Source organism: Rhizobium sp. AB2/73, from assembly GCF_020871915.1.
Classification (GTDB): Bacteria; Pseudomonadota; Alphaproteobacteria; order Rhizobiales; family Rhizobiaceae; genus Rhizobium; species Rhizobium dioscoreae.
The window spans coordinates 1,678,989-1,699,668 of sequence record NZ_CP067071.1 but is presented as its reverse complement, the minus strand read 5'-3'; the positions used below and the strand labels follow the sequence as shown (position 1 = coordinate 1,699,668).

The 20,680-nt window shown below is 61.1% G+C and carries 16 protein-coding genes; 10 read left to right on the top strand and 6 right to left on the bottom strand.

Annotated elements, in window-relative coordinates; genetic code table 11:
- Positions 1-60 precede the first annotated feature (60 nt).
- The 5 genes from I8E17_RS08525 (at position 61) to I8E17_RS08505 (ending at position 5,213) form a co-directional block, all read left to right on the top strand.
- Positions 61-822: a sugar phosphate isomerase/epimerase gene (locus I8E17_RS08525; RefSeq protein WP_069613048.1), complete on the top strand. Its 762-nt coding sequence runs from the start codon at positions 61-63 to the stop codon at positions 820-822.
- A gap of 11 nt (positions 823-833) precedes the next feature.
- Positions 834-1,967, top strand: a complete 1,134-nt coding sequence (locus I8E17_RS08520) for a Gfo/Idh/MocA family oxidoreductase (protein ID WP_069613047.1) — start codon at positions 834-836, stop codon at positions 1,965-1,967.
- Between the two features lie 68 nt (positions 1,968-2,035).
- Entirely contained in the window at positions 2,036-3,067 is a 1,032-nt protein-coding gene (gene mgrA / locus I8E17_RS08515; RefSeq protein WP_069613046.1) for an L-glyceraldehyde 3-phosphate reductase, read from the top strand.
- 79 nt (positions 3,068-3,146) lie between these two features.
- Positions 3,147-4,757: a glycoside hydrolase family 43 protein gene (locus I8E17_RS08510; RefSeq protein WP_069613045.1), complete on the top strand. Its 1,611-nt coding sequence runs from the start codon at positions 3,147-3,149 to the stop codon at positions 4,755-4,757.
- 129 nt (positions 4,758-4,886) lie between these two features.
- Complete coding sequence (locus I8E17_RS08505; RefSeq protein ID WP_069613044.1) at positions 4,887-5,213, top strand: RcnB family protein; 327 nt, start codon at positions 4,887-4,889, stop codon at positions 5,211-5,213.
- A gap of 139 nt (positions 5,214-5,352) precedes the next feature.
- Here the strand turns inward: I8E17_RS08505 and I8E17_RS08500 are convergent, their stop codons facing one another.
- On the bottom strand, positions 5,353-12,246 hold the full coding sequence (locus I8E17_RS08500) for a hypothetical protein (protein WP_219510709.1): 6,894 nt from the start codon (positions 12,244-12,246) through the stop codon (positions 5,353-5,355).
- Between the two features lie 491 nt (positions 12,247-12,737).
- On the opposite strand from I8E17_RS08500, the gene I8E17_RS08495 reads away from it, so the two are divergent.
- Positions 12,738-13,106, top strand: a complete 369-nt coding sequence (locus I8E17_RS08495) for an Hpt domain-containing protein (protein WP_069613042.1) — start codon at positions 12,738-12,740, stop codon at positions 13,104-13,106.
- Between the two features lie 149 nt (positions 13,107-13,255).
- Positions 13,256-13,576: a 2Fe-2S iron-sulfur cluster-binding protein gene (locus I8E17_RS08490; protein ID WP_015340086.1), complete on the top strand. Its 321-nt coding sequence runs from the start codon at positions 13,256-13,258 to the stop codon at positions 13,574-13,576.
- 442 nt (positions 13,577-14,018) lie between these two features.
- On the opposite strand, the gene I8E17_RS08485 is transcribed toward I8E17_RS08490, so the two are convergent.
- Positions 14,019-14,642 carry a DUF922 domain-containing protein gene (locus I8E17_RS08485; protein WP_069613205.1) on the bottom strand — a complete coding sequence of 208 codons (624 nt, stop codon included), beginning with the start codon at positions 14,640-14,642 and terminating at the stop codon, positions 14,019-14,021.
- Between the two features lie 178 nt (positions 14,643-14,820).
- On the opposite strand from I8E17_RS08485, the gene folP reads away from it, so the two are divergent.
- From folP to folK, 3 genes are all read left to right on the top strand, one after another.
- Positions 14,821-15,603 (top strand): dihydropteroate synthase, encoded by a 783-nt coding sequence (folP, locus tag I8E17_RS08480; RefSeq protein ID WP_229002111.1) that lies wholly within the window; start codon positions 14,821-14,823, stop codon positions 15,601-15,603.
- A gap of 61 nt (positions 15,604-15,664) precedes the next feature.
- Complete coding sequence (gene folB, locus I8E17_RS08475; protein ID WP_069613040.1) at positions 15,665-16,036, top strand: dihydroneopterin aldolase; 372 nt, start codon at positions 15,665-15,667, stop codon at positions 16,034-16,036.
- A 61-nt stretch (positions 16,037-16,097) separates the two neighbouring features.
- Positions 16,098-16,547, top strand: a complete 450-nt coding sequence (gene folK, locus I8E17_RS08470) for a 2-amino-4-hydroxy-6-hydroxymethyldihydropteridine diphosphokinase (protein ID WP_229002110.1) — start codon at positions 16,098-16,100, stop codon at positions 16,545-16,547.
- 79 nt (positions 16,548-16,626) lie between these two features.
- On the opposite strand, the gene I8E17_RS08465 is transcribed toward folK, so the two are convergent.
- From I8E17_RS08465 to I8E17_RS08450, 4 genes are all read right to left on the bottom strand, one after another.
- Positions 16,627-17,178, bottom strand: a complete 552-nt coding sequence (locus I8E17_RS08465; RefSeq protein WP_069613038.1) for a hypothetical protein — start codon at positions 17,176-17,178, stop codon at positions 16,627-16,629.
- A gap of 105 nt (positions 17,179-17,283) precedes the next feature.
- Positions 17,284-18,363, bottom strand: coding sequence for a TIGR01620 family protein (locus tag I8E17_RS08460; protein WP_069613037.1), 1,080 nt, complete (start codon positions 18,361-18,363; stop codon positions 17,284-17,286).
- Positions 18,360-19,835 (bottom strand): YcjX family protein, encoded by a 1,476-nt coding sequence (locus I8E17_RS08455; protein ID WP_069613204.1) that lies wholly within the window; start codon positions 19,833-19,835, stop codon positions 18,360-18,362. The genes I8E17_RS08460 and I8E17_RS08455 overlap by 4 nt, the downstream gene beginning before the upstream one ends.
- A 122-nt stretch (positions 19,836-19,957) precedes the next feature.
- A complete protein-coding gene (locus I8E17_RS08450) occupies positions 19,958-20,449 on the bottom strand; it encodes a histidine phosphatase family protein (protein WP_069613203.1) in 492 nt (163 codons plus the stop codon).
- Positions 20,450-20,680 lie beyond the last annotated feature (231 nt).

Below are 20,680 nucleotides of genomic sequence, written 5' to 3'. Positions count from 1 at the left end.
CGGCGCTTTCGGGGCCACAAGCCCAAGACAGACGGCCGGGAGGCCATTGGAGGACTATCGATGACGAAACTTGGATTTCAGCTTTATAGCGCCCGCAATTTCCAGCCCTATTCGGAGATCTTCGTCAAGCTCGGCAAGGCTGGCTATGCCGAAGTCGAGGGCTTTGGCGGCATCTATGCCGATCTCGACGAGACCGGCCTCAAGAACCTGCGCGCCGAACTCGACAAGAACGGCCTGCGGATGGCAAGCGGCCATTTCAGCCCGGATTTCCTTGATGGCGAAGTGGAGAAGTCGCTCACCATTGCCAAGACCCTCGGCATGGATTCGATCTATGCGCCGCATATCGGCGCCGACCAGCGCCCGAAGGATGCGGCCGGCTGGCGTGCCTTCGGCAAGCGCCTGCATGAGATGAGCAAGCCCTACAAGGATGCGGGCTTCGAATTCGGCTGGCACAACCACGACTTCGAATTCGTCAAGCAGGCCGACGGCTCGCTGCCGATCGAGCAGATCTTCGAAGGCGCTCCGGATATTTCCTGGGAAGCCGATATCGCCTGGGTCATCCGCGGCGGCGGCGATCCCTTTGCCTGGGTCGAAAAGCTCGGTCCGCGCATCACGGCCGTTCACGTCAAGGACATCGCGCCGGCTGGCGAGAACAAGAATGAAGACGGCTGGGCCGATGTCGGTCATGGCACGGTTCCGTGGGCGAAGCTGCTCAAGGCGCTCGCCGGCACCAAGGCCAAGCACTTCGTCGTCGAACACGACAATCCGAGCGATGTCGATCGTCTGATCACCCGCTCCATCGCATCCTTCAAGAGCTTTTGAGGCATTTCCACATGGCTAAGGAACTTGGCGTCGGCATCATCGGATGCGGCAACATCTCAACCACCTATTTCTCGCTCGCACCGCTCTTCAAGGGCCTGAAGGTGCTGGCCTGCGCAGATATCAACATGGAAGCGGCGCGTGCGCGCGCCGAAGAATACAAGGTCAAGGCCCAGACCATCGACGAACTGCTCGCCAATGACGAGCTCGATGTCATCGTCAACCTGACCATCCCGGACGCGCATTTCCCGGTTTCGAAGCGCATTCTGGAAGCCGGCAAGCACGTCTACTCCGAAAAGCCGCTGGTGCTGACGCTGGAGCAGGGCGAAGAGCTGCGTCGCATCGCCAAGGAAAAGGGGTTGGCCGTCGGCTGCGCCCCGGACACCTTCCTCGGTGGCGCCCACCAGCTTGCCCGCAAATTCATCGATGACGGCGGTATCGGCCGCGTCACTTCGGGCGCATGCTATGTCATGAGCCCGGGCATGGAAATGTGGCATCCGAACCCGGACTTCTTCTTCCTGCCCGGCGGCGGCCCGATCCTCGATCTTGGCCCGTACTACATCGCCAACCTCATCAATCTGATCGGTCCCGTGAAGCGTGTCGGTGCGATGACCTCGATGGCATCGCCGACCCGCACGATCACCAGCCAGCCGCGCAACGGCGAGATCATCCCGGTGAAGACGCCGACGACCATCCAGGCGCTGCTCGAATTCGTCAGCGGCGCCCGCATCACGCTGACGGCGAGCTGGGATGTCTGGTCGCATCGCCATGCCAATATGGAGCTTTACGGCACCGAGGGCTCCCTCTATGTGCCCGATCCGAACTTCTTCGGCGGCACCGTCGAGGCGAGCGGCCGCGACAAGGACATCAAGCCACTGGAAAACTGGGCGCATCCTTTCGGTATCGTCAATCAGGAAAGCCCGAGCGGTGCGCGCGCCAACTATCGCACGGCCGGGCTTGCTGACATGGCGGCCTCACTGATCGACGGCCGCGATGCGCGTTGCTCGCTCGACCGCACGCTGCATGGCGTCGACGTCATGACTTCGATCCTGAAGTCTGGCGAGGAAGGCCGCTTCATCGATCTGACGACAACCTGCACGCAGCCGGCAGCCCTCGGCATCGAAGAGGCACAAGCGCTCTTGAAGTAAGCGCCGGAAGAGCTAGTTTGCGCGCGGGTGACCAACCCGCGCGCTTTTCATCTCGAAGGAATTCCATCATGGCCTGGCAACCGGCATCCGATCGTTATTCAAAAATGAAATACAACAGGACCGGCCGTTCCGGTCTCAAGCTGCCGGCGGTCTCGCTGGGGCTCTGGCACAATTTCGGCGGCGACACCCCGCATGATCGCAAGGTCGACATGTGCCGCACGGCCTTCGATCTCGGCATCACCCACTTCGACCTTGCCAACAACTACGGACCGCCTCCCGGCAGCGCCGAGACCGCTTTCGGCGAGATCCTGCGTACCGATTTCTCGGGCTTGCGCGACGAGCTGATCATCTCCTCCAAGGCAGGCTACGACATGTGGCCGGGTCCCTATGGCGAATGGGGCAGCCGCAAATATCTGATCGCCTCCTGCGACCAGAGCCTGAAGCGCATGGGCCTCGACTATGTCGACATCTTCTATTCGCACCGCTTCGACCCGGACACGCCGCTCGAGGAGACCTGCGGCGCGCTCGACCATATCGTCCGCTCGGGCAGGGCGCTCTATGTCGGCATTTCCTCCTACAACTCGCAGCGCACGCGCGAGGCTGCCGCCATCCTCAAAGACCTCGGCACGCCGTGCCTGATCCATCAGCCGAGCTATTCCATGCTCAACCGCTGGATCGAGGATGACGGTCTGGTGGATACGCTTGAAGATCTCGGCATCGGTTCGATCGTCTTCTCGCCGCTGGCTCAGGGCATGCTCTCGACCAAGTATCTCGGCGGTATTCCGGACGACAGCCGTGCCGCGCAAAACCACTTCCTGAAGCGCGACTTCATCCGTCCGTCGATCATCGACAATATCAGAAAGCTCAACGAGATCGCCGAGAAGCGCGGCCAGACGCTGGCGCAGATGGCGATCGCCTGGGTTCTGCGCGGCGGCCGTATCACCTCTGCCTTGATCGGCGCGAGCCGTTCGTCGCAGATCGTCGATTGTGTCAAGGCGCTCGATAATCTCGAGTTCACCGCCGAAGAGCTGAAGCAGATCGATGTCTATGCCAAGGAGGCCGACATCAATCTCTGGGCCAAATCGGCCGAACGCGATTGAGCATTCTGAAACGCCTGGAACTGGTTTCCGGGCGTTTTACCTTATTGCCGCTTGCCATGGTCTCCGGAGGAGAGAGTTCATGATCCGCAATCCGATCCTGCCGGGGTTCAATCCGGATCCGTCCATCTGCCGCGTCGGCGAGGACTACTACATCGCGACATCGACATTCGAATGGTATCCGGGTGTGCAGATCCATCATTCGCGCGACCTCGTGAACTGGACCCTGGTGAGGCGGCCGTTGGAGCGTGCGTCGCAGCTCGACATGCGCGGCGAACCCGACAGCTGCGGCATCTGGGCACCTTGCCTCTCCTATGCGGATGGTCTGTTCTGGCTCGTCTATACCGACGTCAAGCGCTATGACGGCAACTTCAAGGATGCCCATAACTACATCGTGACCTCGCCGACGATTGAAGGCGAATGGTCCGAGCCGGTCTATGTCAATTCCTCCGGTTTCGATCCGTCTCTGTTCCATGACGATGACGGACGCAAGTGGTTCGTCAACATGCAATGGAACCACCGCACGGAGAGCTATGGCGGCTCGCCGAAGACGCCGGCCTTCGACGGCATCCTGCTGCAGGAATGGGATTCGGCGACGAAATCCTTGAAGGGGCCGATCAGGAACATCTTTGCCGGCACGGAGCTGGGATTGGTCGAGGGGCCGCATCTCTTCAAGCGCAACGGCTGGTATTATCTGACCACGGCAGAAGGCGGCACTGGTTACGATCATGCCGTGACCATGGCGCGCTCCCGCGACATTGCCGGGCCGTACGAACTGCATCCCAACAAATACCTGATCACCTCGAAGGACCATCCGGAAGCGGCATTGCAGCGCGCCGGCCACGGACAATATGTCGAGACGCATGACGGACAGTTCTATCATACGCATCTTTGCGGGCGGCCTCTGCCGCCGCATCGCCGCTGCACGCTCGGCCGCGAGACCGCTCTGCAGAAATGCGTCTGGAAAGAGGACGGCTGGCTCTATCTCGAAAACGGCACCAGCGTTCCCGATGTCAATGTGGCCGGTCTGAACGGTGCGGTGCCGATCGAGAGGCCGCGCCGCAGCGGTTACAATTTCGATCAGGCCAAACTGCCAACGGATTTTCAGTGGCTGCGCACGCCGCAGCCGGAACGCATTTTCAGCGTGACGGAGCGTCCGGGTCACTTGCGGCTTTTTGCTCGTGAAAGCATCGGTTCCTGGTTCGAGCAAGCCCTCGTCGCCCGCCGGCAGGAGCATCACAGTTTCCGGGCCGAAACCGTCGTCGAATTCGAACCCGACACCTATCAGCAAGTTGCGGGCCTGACGCATTACTATAATCGATTCAAGCTGCATGCCATTGCCGTGACCTTGCACGAGAAGCTCGGCCGCTGCGTCACCATCATGACCTGCGCTGGAGACTATCCGAACGGCCGCTTGAGTTTTCCGATCGAGGGTGGCGTCGCAGTGCCCGATGGGCGGATCCAGCTTGCCATGGAGGTGCGGGACAACGAGCTCCAATTCTACTGGCAAGCGGAAGGCATGGGCGCATGGCAGGCGATCGGGCCTGTGCTCGATGCTGGCGTCATCTCGGATGAGGGCGGGCGCGGCGAGCATGGCTCCTTCACCGGTGCTTTTGTCGGCATGTTTGCTTTCGACACGTCCGGCCGGGCAAAGACGGCGGATTTCGACTGGTTCAACTATGATGAGCTATAAGACTTCCAGTGGAGCAGACGCCTGGCCGAACCTATCGCATCCATTACGGAATTGTAATTCGACTGTCAGACTCGTTTCATGTCTTTCACGATAAGTTCGCGTGCAGATTCTGAAATGAGGAAACAACCAATGAGAAAAATCTTCACTGTTCTTCTTGCAGCGTCCATCATCGCAATGCCGCTGGTTGCGACTGCGCAAGTCAAGCCTGCGCCCGCCGGCAGGCAGGCCGTGGTCCAGAAGGAACTGGTGAAGAAGAAGGTCGTCATCCGCAAGGGCGGTTGGGTCAAGGGACGCCGCCTGTCGGCCTCCGATCGGCGGCGTGCAACGGAAATCGACTATCGTACCTACCAGTTGTCCGTACCCCCGCGCGGCTATCGCTGGGTTCGCCTGAAGAACAACTTCCTCCTCGTCGGCATTACCAGCGGTTTGATCTCGAAAGTGCATGAGGCCCGGTAAGCCGGTTCGAGCTCCTGCCAAGCAAGTCAAGGGCGGCCGAGAACCGCCCTTTTTCGTGCCCTAAAAACTTATGGAACAGCCTAAAACAGAAATCCCCGGCATCTCTGCCGGGGATCGCTCAATCGTTCTTTGTCCATCCTCAGCTCAGGCGACCCGCTGCGTGCGCCAGCATGGTGTAGACCTTGCCGGTGTCCGATGTGAGATAGGATTGCGTGACCGTCTTGTCGCGATCGGTGCGAACAACGTCGGTGAGCAGCTTTTCGAAATCGGCGATGTAGCGATCGACTGCGGTGCGGAATTCCGGCTCGCGGTCGTATTTGCGCTTGATCTCATCGAAGGTCTGCTGGCCCTTGAGCGTATAGAGGCGGCGTGTGAAGACGTCGCGTTCGCCACGCTGGTAACGACGCCATAGATCAACCGAGGCGTCATGATCGATCGCGCGGGCGATATCGACCGAAAGCGAGTTCAGCGATTCCACGACATGGCGCGGGTTGCGTGCGGCAGGAGCGGGAGCCTGTTCAGCCGGCGCTTTCGGTGCCGGTTGACGGGCTGGCTGCAGACCGGCGTTTTCATCGCGCGACGCGCCGCGCAGCAGATCGCTGATCCAGCCGCCGCCTGCTGCTTCCTGACGGGCAGGAGCTGCTGTTTCCGCCGGACGCTGCGGCTGTGCCGCCGGGCGCTCGGCCGGGATCGACCCGCGCAAGCCGAGGGACTCGAACGAGGGCGGCTGCGGCTGCGGTGCCGGGCGCTGTGCGGGCTGCTGGGCGACCGGCGGCTGTTGCACCGGTTGCTGCGGAGCAGGTTGTTGCTGCCGCGGAGCTGCAGCGGCCGGGGCAGGTGCGGCGGGCTGCGGCCGTGGAGCGGGCTGCGCATCCGCCAGGGCACGGGCTGCAGGCTCGGAAATTTCCAGCTGCTGTGTCGAGCGACCGACGATCTGCGAGATATCCTGCAGGGCCTTGATCTGTTCGGCAACGGCGCGACGCATGGCTGCGGCACTTTCCTTTGCCTCTTCCGGAAGGTCGAAGGCACCGCGCTTCAACTCGCTACGAGTAAGGTCGAGCTCACGGCGAATATCGCCGGCCGAGCGGCGGATCTCATCCGTCGCACCGGCGAAGCGGCCGATAGCGTCATCCACCGCAACGCGCAGGGTTTCACGCAGCTGCTGGGCAGCGGTCTCGGACGTCTTGCCGGCGTCGGCGAGCATTTGCTCGACCTCTGACAGCGAGGCCGTGAGACCGCCGCGCAGGCGATTGGTGAGATCGCTTGAGCGGCGCTCGGCATTGGCGAATGTGTTTTCGACAGCCTGGTTCGCTTCCTCGCCGGCCTTCTGCAAGGCGGTGCGCATGTTTTCCGCCGCATCTTCCGCGCGTTTCTCTGCGTCGGAAAGAACGCGGCCGATATCGCCGAAGGAGGACTGCACGCTCTGGCGAAGGTTGCCGGTCACCTGGTTCGACCGCTGCTCCGCCCGATCGAAGGCTGTTTCGACCATCGAGCCGAGGGCGCGCATGGTGTTTTCGATCTCCTCCGAGCGCTGAACGAGGCCGACGGCCAGATTCTGCAGTGCCGTTTCGCGCTCCTCCAGCGTCGATACGAGGTTTGACTGCGCGGCGCCCAGGAGCTGGGATGCCTGCGTCAGCACCTTGGAGTGATCGTCAAAACGACCGACGATGCTGCCGACCTGCGATAGGGTCTGGCCGGTGATCTCAGACAGCTTGTCGACCTTGCCTTCGAGGAGGCGGCTGGACGCGGAAACCATCTCGCCGGCCTTCGCGGCAGATTCGGCGAAGCGCGACGAGGTTGCTGTGAGGCGATCGTCGACGTTTGCGAATTCGGTGGCCGCGTTCGACAACAGGCCGGCAATCGCCGAGTTGTTGTCCGCCAAGCGCGCAATGATGCCGTTGACGCTTGCAAGCAGGTTGTTTTCGAGCGCGCTGACCGTGTTGACCGCATGCTCCGTGCGCGACGAGATCGCGTTGATGAGGGCGGCGTTTTCAGCGCGCAGACGTTCCGTGCTTTCCTGAGCCGCCGCCGAGATGAGGGCTGCGGCTTCCTGACCCGTTGCCGCGTAGCGATCAACGATTGGGCGAGCTTTTTCGTCGATGAGGCGCGACAGCTCGGTAGAACGTCCGGCAAGCATCGAATTCAGCTCGCGGGTACGCTCGTCAAGCGAGGTGCGGATGGATGTGCCACGGGCTTCCAGCGCCTTGTCGACATCGGCAAGCGTCGAGCCGATTTCACGGGCTCGCTCTTCCAGAGAGCTGCGGATCGCCGTGCTGCGCTCGTCGAGCGCGCGCTCGACCTGGGCCATGGAGGCAGCAATCTGCTCGCTGCCGCCGGCAAGCGTGTTGCGAATAGCTGCGCCGCGGGCTTCCAGCGACTGTTCCGCGGAAGACAGTGCCTGCGAAATCGTATTGACCTGATTGCTGACGAGGCCCTCGGCTTCGGCGACTTTGTTGACGATCGCATTACCGGCTTCCGAGAACGTCTGGGCGACGGCCGCAGCCTGGCTTGCCAACCGGTTCTGCGTTTCGGAGACACGGTTGACGAGGTCGTTGGAGCGCTCGGTCATGGCACGGGCGAAGGCATCGCTGTGGTTGCCGAGGTTTTCGGCGAATTGCTGGCCGGTGTTGGCAAGCAGTTCGGCCGTACGCGTCGCCTCTGTGTCCATGCCTTGCGCGGCGTCGGCGACGGCCGTGCGCAGCGTGGTGGCCAGATTGGCGGCCTTGCCTTCGATCGTGCGATTGACGGCTTCGAGGCCGACATTGAGAGCACGATCCATCGTTGAAAGGCGCTCTTCGATGCGGGCGGATGCCTGGCTGCCGCTGTCGTCGATCTTCGCCGCGCCACTCGCCAGCGTATCGGAGAGGCGGTTGCCGGCAGCGTCGACCTGAGCGGCAACGCCTGTAACACCTTCATTGATACGGTTTTCAAGAGCCGAGAGGCTAGCCTCGACCCGCGAGCCGGTCTCGGCAAAGCGGTTCGTCATGCCGTCAATCGACTGGTTGAGGTTGGACGAGAAGGTTTCGGCCGAGCGCGCGATGTCACCTGCTGCCTGCTGGATACGGCCGGCAATGTCGCCCGCACCGCTATTCAGCCGCTCTTCCAACATCCTTGCGCTCGCGTCGATGGTCTGGCGCAGAGAAGCCTCACGATCCTCCAGCGACATTTCCAGCATGCTGGCGCTGGTGGCGATCGAGGTGCCGATAGCGGTCGTCTGCTCCATCAGCGTATTGTCGATCTGCGCATGGGCGTCACGCAGGGCGAGATTGATCGCATTGCTGCGATCTTCCAGCGTGGAGCGCATACGCTCGTAGGCCGAGGCCAGGTTCTGATCCATCTGAGACAGACCGGCACCGAGGGTGTTTTCGAGCTGACGGGTGGTGGTGCCGAGAACGGTCTCGACGCGATCGCTGTTGGCGCCGAGTATTTCGGAGAGAGTGTCCGTATGGGCAGCGAGCGAGCGATCGAGGCGTTCCTGGTTTTCGCTATAGGCTGCGCGAATCGCATCCGCCTTGTCGCCAAAGGCCCCGGCAACACGGGATTCTGCACCGGAGACGCTATCGAGGAGCGCATTGGTGCGTTCTTCCAGGGCGCTTTCGAAACGGTTCTGGTTTTCGGCGAGCGAGATCGCGAAGGCCATGCTCTTGTCATCGAGCGTGTTGGTCAATGCCTCGTGGCCGCTGTTGACGGTATGGGCGATGGCCTTGGCGCTGTTGGAAAGAGTGTCTTCCAGCTTCGCATGGCCTTCCGAAAGAGCGACGGCGAGCGCCATCGTCCTGTCGTCGAGGCTGTTGACGATCCTGTCGTGAGTGCCGGCGACAGTTTCGGAGAGGGCGTCGAGGCGGCTGGATACCGCATCCTCGAGGCGTGACTGGGTGTCGGAGAGCGAAATGGCAAGCGCCATCGCCTTGTCGTCCAGTGCATCGGCCAGCGCATTGTGGTTGCTGGTGAATGCGTTGGTGATCGCCTCGGCGCGGTTGGCGAGCGTTGCTTCAAGGCGCGACTGGCCGGAGGTCAGGGCATCGGAGAGCGCCCGCGTCTTGCCTTCGAGGGTATCGGCAACGCGTTCGGCGTGGCCTGAGACGGTATCTTCGAGACGGGCCTGAGCCTCCGACAGCGCGATGGCGAGTGCCATCGTCTTGTCGTCCAGCGTGGCGCCGACGCTTTCCGCATGGCCGGAAACGGCGTTTTCAAGGCGGGCCTGGCTTTCGGAGAGGGCAACGGCCAATGCCATCGTCTTGTCATCCAAAGTGCTTGCAACGCTTTCCGCGTGACCGGCTATGGTGCTTTCCAGGCGGGATTGGCTTTCACTTAGCGCGATGGCGAGTGCCATCGTTCTGTCGTCCAGCGCCTCGGCCAAAGCATTGTGGTTGCCCGCAAATGCCTTGATGATCGCCTCGGCGCGGTTGGCGAGGGTTTCTTCGAGACGAGATTGGCCGGAGGTCAGGGCGGCCGCGAGCGCACTCGTCTTGCCTTCGAACGTGTCGGCGACGCGATCGGCGTGACCGGCAACGGTTTCCTCCAGCCGGGCCTGGCTTTCGGAAAGCGCGATAGCGAGCGCCATCGTCCTGTCGTCGAGGGCATTGGTGACGCTTTCGGCGTGACTTGAGACCGTGCTTTCGAGACGAGCCTGACCCTCGGCGAGCGCACGCGCAAGGTCCTTGGTCTTCGCATCCAGGGTGCCGGCAACGTGTTCCGCATGACCGGAAACGGTGTCTTCCAGGCGGGATTGGCCTTCGGAAAGCGCAATAGCAAGAGCCATCGTCTTGTCGTCGAGCGTGTCGGCCAGCTTGCTATGGGTGTCGGCCATGGCACTGTTGATGGCATCGGCGCGGCTCGCCAACGTGTTTTCGAGGCGCAACTGGCTTTCGGCCAGCGAAATTGCCAGCATCGAGGTGCGTTCGTCGAGCGCGGCGGTCAGATGCTCGTGGGAACCGCTGACGGCATTGGTGATCGCCTCCGAACGTTCGGCAAGCGTCTGCTCGAAACGAGACTGGTTGTCTGCCAGGGCGCCGAAAAGCGCGTTGCTGCGAGCGGCCATTACGGCATCGACGCGCTCGTGGGCGGAACTCAAAGCCTGCGTGATCTCGCTGGTGCGGGCAGAGAGGGTATTGTTGATGTCATTGGCGCGGCCGGTGAAGGCCGAGGTCAGTTCTTCCGTGCCACTTTGCAGGGCGGCGGAGACGTCGCGCGTGACACCCTGCACGGCGGAGGTGAAGGCGTCGGCATGCGACGCGAGCGTGGTGTTGAGTTCGCTCGTGCCCGAGGTGAGGGCCGAGGAAATGCCAGTCGTGGCATTCTGCAGCGCCGACGTGATCTCGTTCGCCTTGGAACCGATGGCGCTTTCGAGCACTTCCTGTCCGGTTGCCAGCGTCGTTGCCAGTGCGAGGGACTGATCGGTGAGATGCGAACCCAGGCGCTCGATGCTGGAGGTCAGGATGCCTTCCAGCGCATCGGAATTGCTGCCGAGCGACTGATTGATGCGGGCGAGGCTTTCCGTGAGCTTGGTGTCCAGGGTACCGGCACGCTTGTCGAAGGCCGAGGTGAATTCCGATACGCGCTCGTCGAACGCCGTCGAAAGCTGCGCGATGGTCGACTGGAAGCGCTCGTCGAAGAAGCCGGAGCGCAGATCGATGTCCATGATGGCATCATCTGCAGTCGACTGCAGGCTTTGACGGAAGCTCGCGCCCTTTTCGTCGAGGGCCGTGTTGAGGCGGGACAGAACAGTGTCGAGCGTGCCGGTAATGGAACGTTCGCCGCCGGTGAGGCTCTCGCTGATCTCCCGGGTGCGGGCAACCAGCGTTTCGTTGAGCTGGCGCGCACGTTCATTCAGTGCAGAGTTCAGCTTTTCGGTGTTCGCATCGAGCGTCGACGCGCGCGTTTCGAACTGGCCGAGCAGCGCGTTGCCGCGTTCGGCAAGGGTCGAGGACAGAGATTCCAGGCGGGTGTCGAATTCGTGGCTGAGAGCGAGGCCCGAAGCGTTGAGGTTCTGCAGCAGGCTGTCTGTCTTGGCTGCAAGCAGGGTGCCGAGGGCCTGAACGGCGGAATCCGATTTCTCCATCAGCGCGGCGGCGCGCGTATCGATCATAGATGCGAAGGCTTCGCCCGAAGTGGAAAGGCGCACGGCGATTTCCTCGGTCGCCAGCGACAGGTCTTCCTTGATCTGATCGTGCACGCCGGAGATTGACGAGCGGATCCGCTCGGCGTGATTGACGATGGCGTCACGCTCGGTACCCAGCTCGTGGACCAGGCTGCGCACGCGCAACTCGTTGTCGGCGTAGCTGCGCTCCAGCGCATTGACCTCGGTATGGACGAGGGTTTCGAGCTCCGTGGCGCGTGCAATGGTGCGTTCGATGCCTTCGTTCATGGCCGAGACTTCACGGCGCACGGCCTGACCGACCGTCATGATGCGCTCGGAAGCTACAGTTTCCGGCTCGACGAGACGCAGAGCGACTTCCGCCATGGAGCGGGCTGCATTGCGCATGTCGTGCGCACGCGAAATCATCATGCCGAAAGCATAGAAGAGCAGCACCGGAACGATGATGCCGACGATGCAGGCGATGACGCCTGGAAGGGCTGCGAGATCCGCGATTGAATGGATGTTTCGGATCTGCGTACCATAGAGCATGAAGGCGAGGCCGGCGCCGCCGATGATCCAGAACAGCGAGAAGATCGTGGCGTTTCGCACCGCGTGGCTCTGCGGGGCTCCGTCGAGCGCTCTCAATATGCTTGCGGAACTCGCCCGGCTGCCGTCATTGGCGGCTGCAAGGTTCGGGTTCTTCGGTGCCTCGGCGGAGCGGGGCGGGGTAGCAGGGGCGGCGGTGCTGCGCGCGCTGCCATTCTTGCGGGCGGCATCATCCCTGGTCTGCTTTATCGGCTGTTTCGGCGGCTCAGACACATTTCGCTCCGGGACATCAGGCGTAGTGCCGCTGCGGGACTCCAAGCTCTCGTCACTGAAATCGATCTGCAGAGCTTCGTCCAATGCCTGAAAGGCCTTGTCCTCGACCGACTCGATGTACTTTTTGTTCGCCATGCGGTTACGCCTCGTTACAACTCACTCGGGCTTGCCGTGTCTTTTCCGGTAATTCCGCCGCGTCCGGAAAAGACGACCCCTGCCTCCCGCGGGTCTTCCGTCTTCGATCAACATCGAATTTGGATTTCCCATTACATTCAGAGTGGATAACTGGTTTTTCAAACGGATGTTATGAAAACATTACCATCATCCACTTCCGGGGCAAAGGCATGTGCCATCTACCCAATTTACCAGTATCGTAGTGACACATTCCCCTAGTCATGACAATTAATTCCACCTTAAAGCCGGTGGATCGTTAAGGTGACATTAACTCTGTTTATCTGTTCAACGCCATGAAAACCCAAGATTTTGAGCATGTTTAACGGACGTTAACCATGTCTGGAGTTTTCGGCCCTCAATGTGCCAAAATTTAACTGGATGGCCATGCCCGGGCCGCAACTATGCGGCATGTCCCTAAAACAGTCATAGATAAATGACGGGAGCATTGGCACATGGCAGCTTTGAACATCGCATTTGAATCTCCTGATAATTCGCGGGGCGCGGCTCCGTCGCGGGAGCGGGCGATCGATCTCGTCCATCTCGGCAAGCAGACGATGGGCGATAAGGCGCTTGAGGTCGAGGTGCTGCAGATGTTCGCGAGGCAGGCCCGTTCCTGTCTGCAGGAGATCGGCAGCGGCGATCCCAAGCGGATGGAGGCCGCATCGCACAAGCTGAAGGGCGCTGCCAGCGCCGTCGGCGCCTTCCGCGTGGCGGACGCGGCCGGAGCGCTCGAAAGCAATGTCGGCGACGCCGCTCACGTGGCAGCGGTCACAACCAGCGTCATCGAGGCTGAAAACTTCATTTTGAAGCTTTCGCGTTGAGCCGATCCGCTCGACGATCAATGATGTGCATCCTTGCGCCGCCGGACGGGACAAACCGTTTCGGCGGCGCAAATGTTGACTGCCCCATCGATTTGTTGGAAGTAAAATTCCGATCACCCTTCATTCACGAAATATCGGAATTCACCCACATGACCAAATTGACCATCGTCGCCTTCGACGGGACGCGCTTTGACCTCAATGTCGACGAGGGCTCCACCGTGATGGAAAATGCCGTACGCAACTCCGTTCCAGGCATCGAAGCGGAATGCGGCGGTGCGTGCGCCTGTGCCACCTGTCATGTCTATGTCGATGAGGAATGGACCGAGAAGGTCGGCGGCCCGGAAGCCATGGAAGAAGACATGCTCGACTTCGCCTTCGACGTTCGTCCGAACTCGCGGCTCTCCTGTCAGATCAAGATGAAGAGTGCGCTGGACGGCCTTGTCGTCCACGTGCCGGAACGCCAGGCCTGACACCTGACCTCTGGCACGTTCCGTCCGATCCGTTGCGATAATTCCGCTGAGGGTCGAATGCCCAAAAAAGATGCCCCGCTCAGCTGGTGCAGCGAGCGAGGCGAGGCGGGCGCATCACCGCAGGCAAGGGAGGAAACACCTGCGGCTTCAGGACGCGCCAGGAGAACACTTAGCGCATGCTTTGAGAAACAAACCCGACTGCGCCGAAGAGCGAAGAAACCCGCCAGCGCAGGTACTCAAAATCGATCCTTTTGCGACATCCGCCCGGCCTTCTTCGAATCAACCAGTGCGTTTGTCTCTGTAATTGATAGGAAAAACCTATTTCAGATTCTCGTAAAGTTCAAAGAACGACGAGATCAGACGATTCACAGGATATAGTGACTGATTTCCCACAGTTGGCGCTGCTGATCGCCTTTTGCGCCGAAAGGTAGTTTTCGAACGGCTACTGCCGGGCGCCTTGGCGGCTGCGATAGTAGAGCAGCCTCTGCATCCGGCTCGTGAAATTGATCGCTTCGATGCGATCGAAGCGCGCCTGATCGGCATCGTGCCGGTCGGTTTCCCGCGACGTCACCTCATTCGCCTTTTCCTGAAGCGCATCACAATTGCTGGCTGACGGCAGAGACAGGATCTGCCTTTCCATCTGCCGCGCATGTTGACGGGCGATTTCGACATGCCGGTCCTCATGGCGCCGGATATCGGCGGCCAATGTATCCCAGATCATGGAAAGCTGCTTGCTGGCATGCCGCCGGTCACGCCAGCGCGGCAGAATGATTTCCGTATCGACCGTAACCTTGACGCCGGAAATATAGCAGCGGCCGTTTGCTTCACTGTAGGTCGCATTGCCGCCGAAGCGGATTCTCGTCGCACCGGGATGGTGACTGCTGGAGCCGATCGCCAGCGGCCCGCGCTGGTTCAGGGCGGCATCGAGCTCGTCGGCGGTGCTGCCCTTGATGTCGAAATAGGAAATGGATTTGCGGGCGATGACTTCCGCTCCGGCTACATTGGGTATGCAGAACGCGAGCAGCAATGCACACGAAAGACTGAACTTATGGGATGCAAGCGGCATTCGTGTCGCTACCATGTTGAACTTCTGCGAACCTTGCGGCATAGCCACTGTGAGCGCAATATCAAGCGCGAGGTTTTTTCCTTTTCAATGGGATGGACGGTTCGTGACGGAGCTTCGCAGCCAAACCTGGCATGTCGCGCATGGCCGCAGTATCGATGTCGGCGGACAAAGCGTCATCATGGCTATCGTCAATGTGACGCCGGATTCCTTTTCCGACGGCGGGCATTATGAGGCCGTCGATGCGGCCGTTGCCCATGCGCTGGCCTGTGTCGAGGACGGGGCTGGTATCATCGATATCGGCGGCGAATCGACCAAACCGGGTGCCGCCGCCGTCAATGCCAGCGAGGAGCAGGGACGGGTACTGCCCGTCATCGAAGCCTTGCGCGGCAGGACCGATGCGCTGATCTCCGTCGATACGTATCGCGCCGATACGGCGCGGTTGGCGATCGGCGCCGGCGCGCATATCGTCAACGACGTGTTCGGTCTGCAGCGCGAGCCAGATATTGCCGCCGTGGCGGCGCAAGCGGGCGCTGGTCTCTGCATTATGCATACGGGGCGTGACCGGCAGAAGCTGCCTGATGTGATCGATGACCAGCTTTTCTTTCTCAATCGCTCGCTGGGGATTGCCGCTGCGGCCGGCGTCGACAGGCAGACGATCGTGCTCGATCCGGGCTTTGGCTTCGCCAAGGAGAATGCCGAGGAAAATCTGGAGCTGATGGCGCGTTTCAATGCTCTGCTGCGCTTCGAGCTGCCCCTGTTGGTCGGCACCTCGCGCAAGCGGTTCGTCGGCACTATAACGGGTCGCGACGCAGCCGATCGGGATGTCGGCACTGCCGCAACCAGCGCGATCCTGCGGTTGCAGGGGGCTGCGATATTCCGCGTACACAATGTCGCAATCAACAGGGACGCGCTGGCGGTTGCGGATGCTATTCTTAGGACGCGCGCGAGACTTAAAGCATAATGCTCGAATGCAGGGAGCGGTTTTCGGACCCGATCGCGCCTGTTCGAAAGGGAGAGACGCCATGAGCGCTGTGACATACACCATTACTTTGCAGAATTGCGCCTTCTTTGCCCGGCACGGCGTCCATGACGAGGAGGAATTCCTTGGCCAGCGCTTCTTCGTCGATGCCGAACTCGATGTCGAAGCCGGCGATGCGCTGGAGCGTGATTCGATCGACGACACCGTCAATTACGGCATCGCATTCAGCGTCATCGAGGAAATCGTGACCGGGCGCCGACGCTATCTGATCGAGGCGCTGGCGCTTGATGTGGCGAAGGAACTATGCCGTCGTTTTCCGGGTATCCGCCGCGCCAAAATCACGGTACGCAAGCCCAATGCCCCGGTTCCGGGCGTTCTCGATTATGTGCAGGTGAGCATTGAGCATTTTGCCTGAAGGTGTAGCCGTGCGGACGACGCTCGGTTTGGGTGGCAATCTGGACAACCCGGTCCGCGCCATGGCGCTCGCCTTGCGCATTCTGGATGCGCGTGCCGATTGTCAGGTGATTTCGGTGTCGCGGCTTTATCGCACGCCGCCCTGGGGCAAGACGGACCAATCCTTCTTCTACAATTCCTGTGCTGCGGTCGACACGACCCTCACGCCGGAAGCCTTGCTGGACGTGTGCCTCGACATAGAGCGGCAGATGAAGCGGGTGCGGATCGAGCGCTGGGGGCCGCGAACGATCGATATCGATGTGCTGACCTATGGAGATCTGGAACAGGCCGAGCCGCTGCTCACCATTCCGCATCCGCGAATGGTCGAGCGTGGTTTCGTGCTGATGCCGCTTGCCGATTTCGCGGCGGATCTCGTGGTCAAGGGTCGGGCAATCTCGGATTGGCTGCAGGATGTTGATGTGGAAGGTATCGAGGTCGCGGACGAAAACCGTGACTGGTGGCGAACGGCCTGAGCTGGACCATATGACTATTATTAAAGAGAAAGGCCGGCAAAATTGCCGACCTTACTCTTTGTGAATTGCTGTCGGACGCTTACTGGATCGATCCAACCGCCATCTGGTCGACGTCGGCGCGCTTCAGCGTGACGCCGATGACTGGCACCATCTGTTCGCCGACCTTCACCGAAATGGTGACGTTCATCGACTTGCTGTCCGGAACGCGGGCGATCATGGCACCGTTCAGCTTCTGACGGTTCAGTCCGAGAACGACGGTATTGTCGTTGACTGTGCCGGAGGTGACATCGAGGCCCTTGCCGGCTGCACCGTCCAGGAATTTTCCGCTATAGGAGCCGCCGCTCTGCGTGATCTCGGCCGACATCGGCTGCTGGAAGACGCCGACGCGGCAGGTGCCGTCGAGCTTGACGCCGGCGCTGCTGCCATCGGATGGCTTGCCCGTGAGATTGCAGGTGAACTTCGTGCCTTTGTACTTGCCGGCAACGATCTCGCCGGGGCCGCTCCATGTGCCCGAAATCGACTGGAAGAACGCCTTGTCGCGGGGAGCCGCTTCGGCTGATTGCGTCCAGGCGCCGGTGGAGATGGATGCGGCGGCAAGGCTGCTTACAAGAAAAAATCGACGCGAAAACATGGACATTCCCTAGCGAGGCGAAACCGTGAAACTGTTTGTCACTTTTGCCCGAGAATGGTTAATGCTTGGTTTCCGAAGGTACTGAAGTCCCTAATTTGCAGGTCGTCACGCCGGGTTGCGGCCAGTGACATTCGGCGTGAGGTCGCCGGCGAAATCGGTAATGCCCGGACGTTTGAGCGCCTTGAAGGGGAGCGGTCGGCAAAGGTCCATGGCGGCGATGCCGATTCTCGCGGTCATCATGCCGTTGACGACGCCCTCGCCGAGGCGTGCGGAGAGTTTCGACGCCAAGCCATGACCGATCAGTTGCTGGACAATGCTGTCGCCGACTGCGATGGAGCCGGTGACGGCGAGGTGGGCAATCACATCGCGCATCAGCCTGATCATGCCGAGCGTTCCGGGTCTGCCGCCGTAGAGTTCGGCCATGGCGCGGACCAGTTTGGCTGCTTCATAGAGAACGTAGAGAATATCGACGAGGGCGCGGGGACTGACGGCCGTTACGACGGACACGCGTTTCGACGCGCCGAGGATCAGCGCCCGGGCGCGGCGGTCGAGCGGGCCGAGAAGCTCGCGTTCGGCAAGATCAATGAGCTGAGGCGCATCGATGATATCGTCTTCGGCTGCCTTCAGGGTCGCGCGGCCTCTGGCCGTGTCTGGATTGGCTTCGAGTAGAGTGCAGAGCCGCTTGACCAATGCTTTGGCGCGCGCCGGTCGGGTTTCGAGGATGGCAGCTTCCGCCTCCACCTTGATGGTCTGCACGGCGGCGAGCCGCATCATTCCGATAGTTTCGCGGATGACGATGGCGAACACGGCCAGAATGCCGATGGCGACTACCGCAAGGGCGGTATAGCCAAGCCAGTCGGCCCGGCCGAACAGGTCGCGGATGAGCTGATCCGTCCAGAGGCCGAAGGCGAGTGACGCCAGAATGCCAAGCGCACCGAGCGCCACCTTGCCGAAGGAGAATTTCTTGCGGCGGGGCTTGGCGATGGCAGTTGCATCCGAATCGGCGCCGAAAGCCGGATTGATGAACGGATCTTCCGCGTCGGGCGTCAGCACGATGTCGGTATCGAAGCTTTGCGGCTTGCGAACCGCTGGTGGTGTCGCTTCTTTTCTGGAGGTTTCAGGTTCCACCGTGAAAGCGCCGGGACGACGATTGCCGTTCGGTTCGTTTTCGGTCGATTTCGTCATGCGAGACGGTCTCCGAACAGGAACTGCATGGCGCGGTCGAGGCGGATATGCGGCACCGAAAGCTTGATGCCTTCACCGGTTTCATCGAGCTCCGGCGGGCGAAACCGGACAACGTTCACCTCGGGCAGATGGACCTTTGCCCCATCCGATTCAAGGGCTTCGAACAGCCAGCGCGGGTTTTCCGGCAGATCGCCAGGGAAGATCGCCGTCTTGCGATTGCCGTCGAAAGCCTCGCCGGCGATAGTTTCCTTGTCCATCGGCGTGCCGACGATGACGGGAAGCGTCTGGCCGTCGCGGGTCACGGTTGCCTCGCGGGTTGCGCGCACAGAGGCGATGGCCATGACCTCTATGCCGGCACCCGCCATGCCGATGCGTTCGATCGCACGCTCGACGAGCCGGCGGGTGAGAGCCTCCAGGCGGTCGTGGCTTTCATGATGGAGGTGGTCGGCTTTGGTCGCGGCTACTAGCACACGGTCAATCCGACGGCCGAGCAGCGAGGAAATGAGCGAATTCGTGCCGGGACGGAAGCAGGCCAGTACGTCCGTCAGCGCCCGTTCCAGATCCTGTACCGCTTCCGGGCCGCGATTGATGGCCTGCAGGGCATCGACAAGGACGATCTGCCGGTCGAGGCGAGCAAAGTGCTCGCGAAAGAAGGGTTTGACGACGACGGCCTTATAAGCCTCGTAGCGGCGCTCCATCATCGCCCAGAGCGAGCCCTTCGGCGCACTGCCTTCGGGGGGCAGCTTCAGCGGCGCGAAGGTGAGGGCCGGCGAGCCGTCGAGATCGCCAGGCAGCAGGAAACGGCCGGGCGGCAATGTCGAAAGTGAGCGCTCATCGGATTTGCAGGCTTTGAGATAGTCGGCAAAGGCGATGGCGAGGTCGCGTGCCTTCATTTCATCCGCGGATGCTGCGATGTCTGCCGCCTCCGTCATGGCAAGCCAATGACGTGAAAGCTCGGCGCGAATGCCGGTGTTTGCCAGAGCCAGCGTTTCCTCGCTGAAGGTACGGAAATCCTTGGCGAGCAGCGGCAGGTCGAGCAACCATTCGCCGGGATAGTCGACGATATCGATGGAGAGCCGGCCGGGTGAAAACAGGCGGTTCCAGCCGCTGGCGCTTTGATAATCCAGCGTGATACGCAGCTCGGAGATAGCACGCGTCGAATCCGGCCAGATGCGGTCTTTGACCAGGGCACGGATGTGGTCCTCGTATTGAAAGCGCGGCACGGCATCATCCGGCTGCGGCTCGAGGCGGACGGCGGAGACGCGACCGGATTGCACCGGCTCGAACAGCGGCAGACGTCCGCCGTTCAGGAGATTATGCACCAATGAGGAGATGAAAACGGTCTTGCCCGAACGGGAGAGGCCTGTAACACCCAGACGGATCGTCGGATTGACGAGGCCGGCGGCGCGATCGGCCAGATTGTCAAAGGCGATGAGGGCGTCGTCGGTAAAAGAGGTCAGGCTTGGGGGCAAGGCGGGATCCCTGGATGACAGCGTGGCCGTGAATATAGGGATCGAAACTCGCGCCGAAAAGGTGAGCAGATATGGCTCTGCAATCACTCGCGAGCGGGATTGCGGCTCATATCGGGAAGTCCCTACTCGGTGACAAAGTCCGTCAGGGTCCAGCCTGACGACGTCGCATCGATCACAGCAAGGCCGGCTGTCGGAAAACCACGAGGGAGGGCATCGGCGAAGGCCTCATGTCCGATCAGCGCGGCGAGCGTCAGTTCGATGATCGGATTGTGCGCGACCAGCATGACGGACTCCTGATCGGTCTGCGCCGAGATGAGCGACAGATAGATATCCGGCGTGCCATTATAGAGCGCATCGACAAAGCGGAATTCCGTCGAGGGCGTGACGGCGCGGCGCATGGCCGCGGCCGTCTGACGACAGCGCAAGGCAGTGGAGGAAATGACGAGGTCCGGCTTATAGCCTTTGCCGACCGCTTTCTCCGCGACGATCTCGGCCGCCGCATAGCCATTGTCGCTCAAAGGGCGATCGAAATCCTTCTGTCCGGGCGTAGCCTGCCGGGCCTCGGCATGGCGTAAAAGATAGATCCTGGACGGCGGCGGCGAAATTCTGGTCATGGCGAAATTCCGGGGCTCGATTTCCCCAATGAGGTAGCGTCTGTTCGCATGCGCCGTCAACTGCGAGGCGATCCGCAAGAGCGCGAAATGCCTCGCCTTCACGGGAAGGTTACGAGCGCGGAGAATCGGGGCTGGCGAGAAGAAGTGATGAAAAAATAGACCCTTAGCCGAATTTTATGACAAATTTAAAAATCAGTTGACAGCATCTATTTGGCTTGAATCGGTACTATT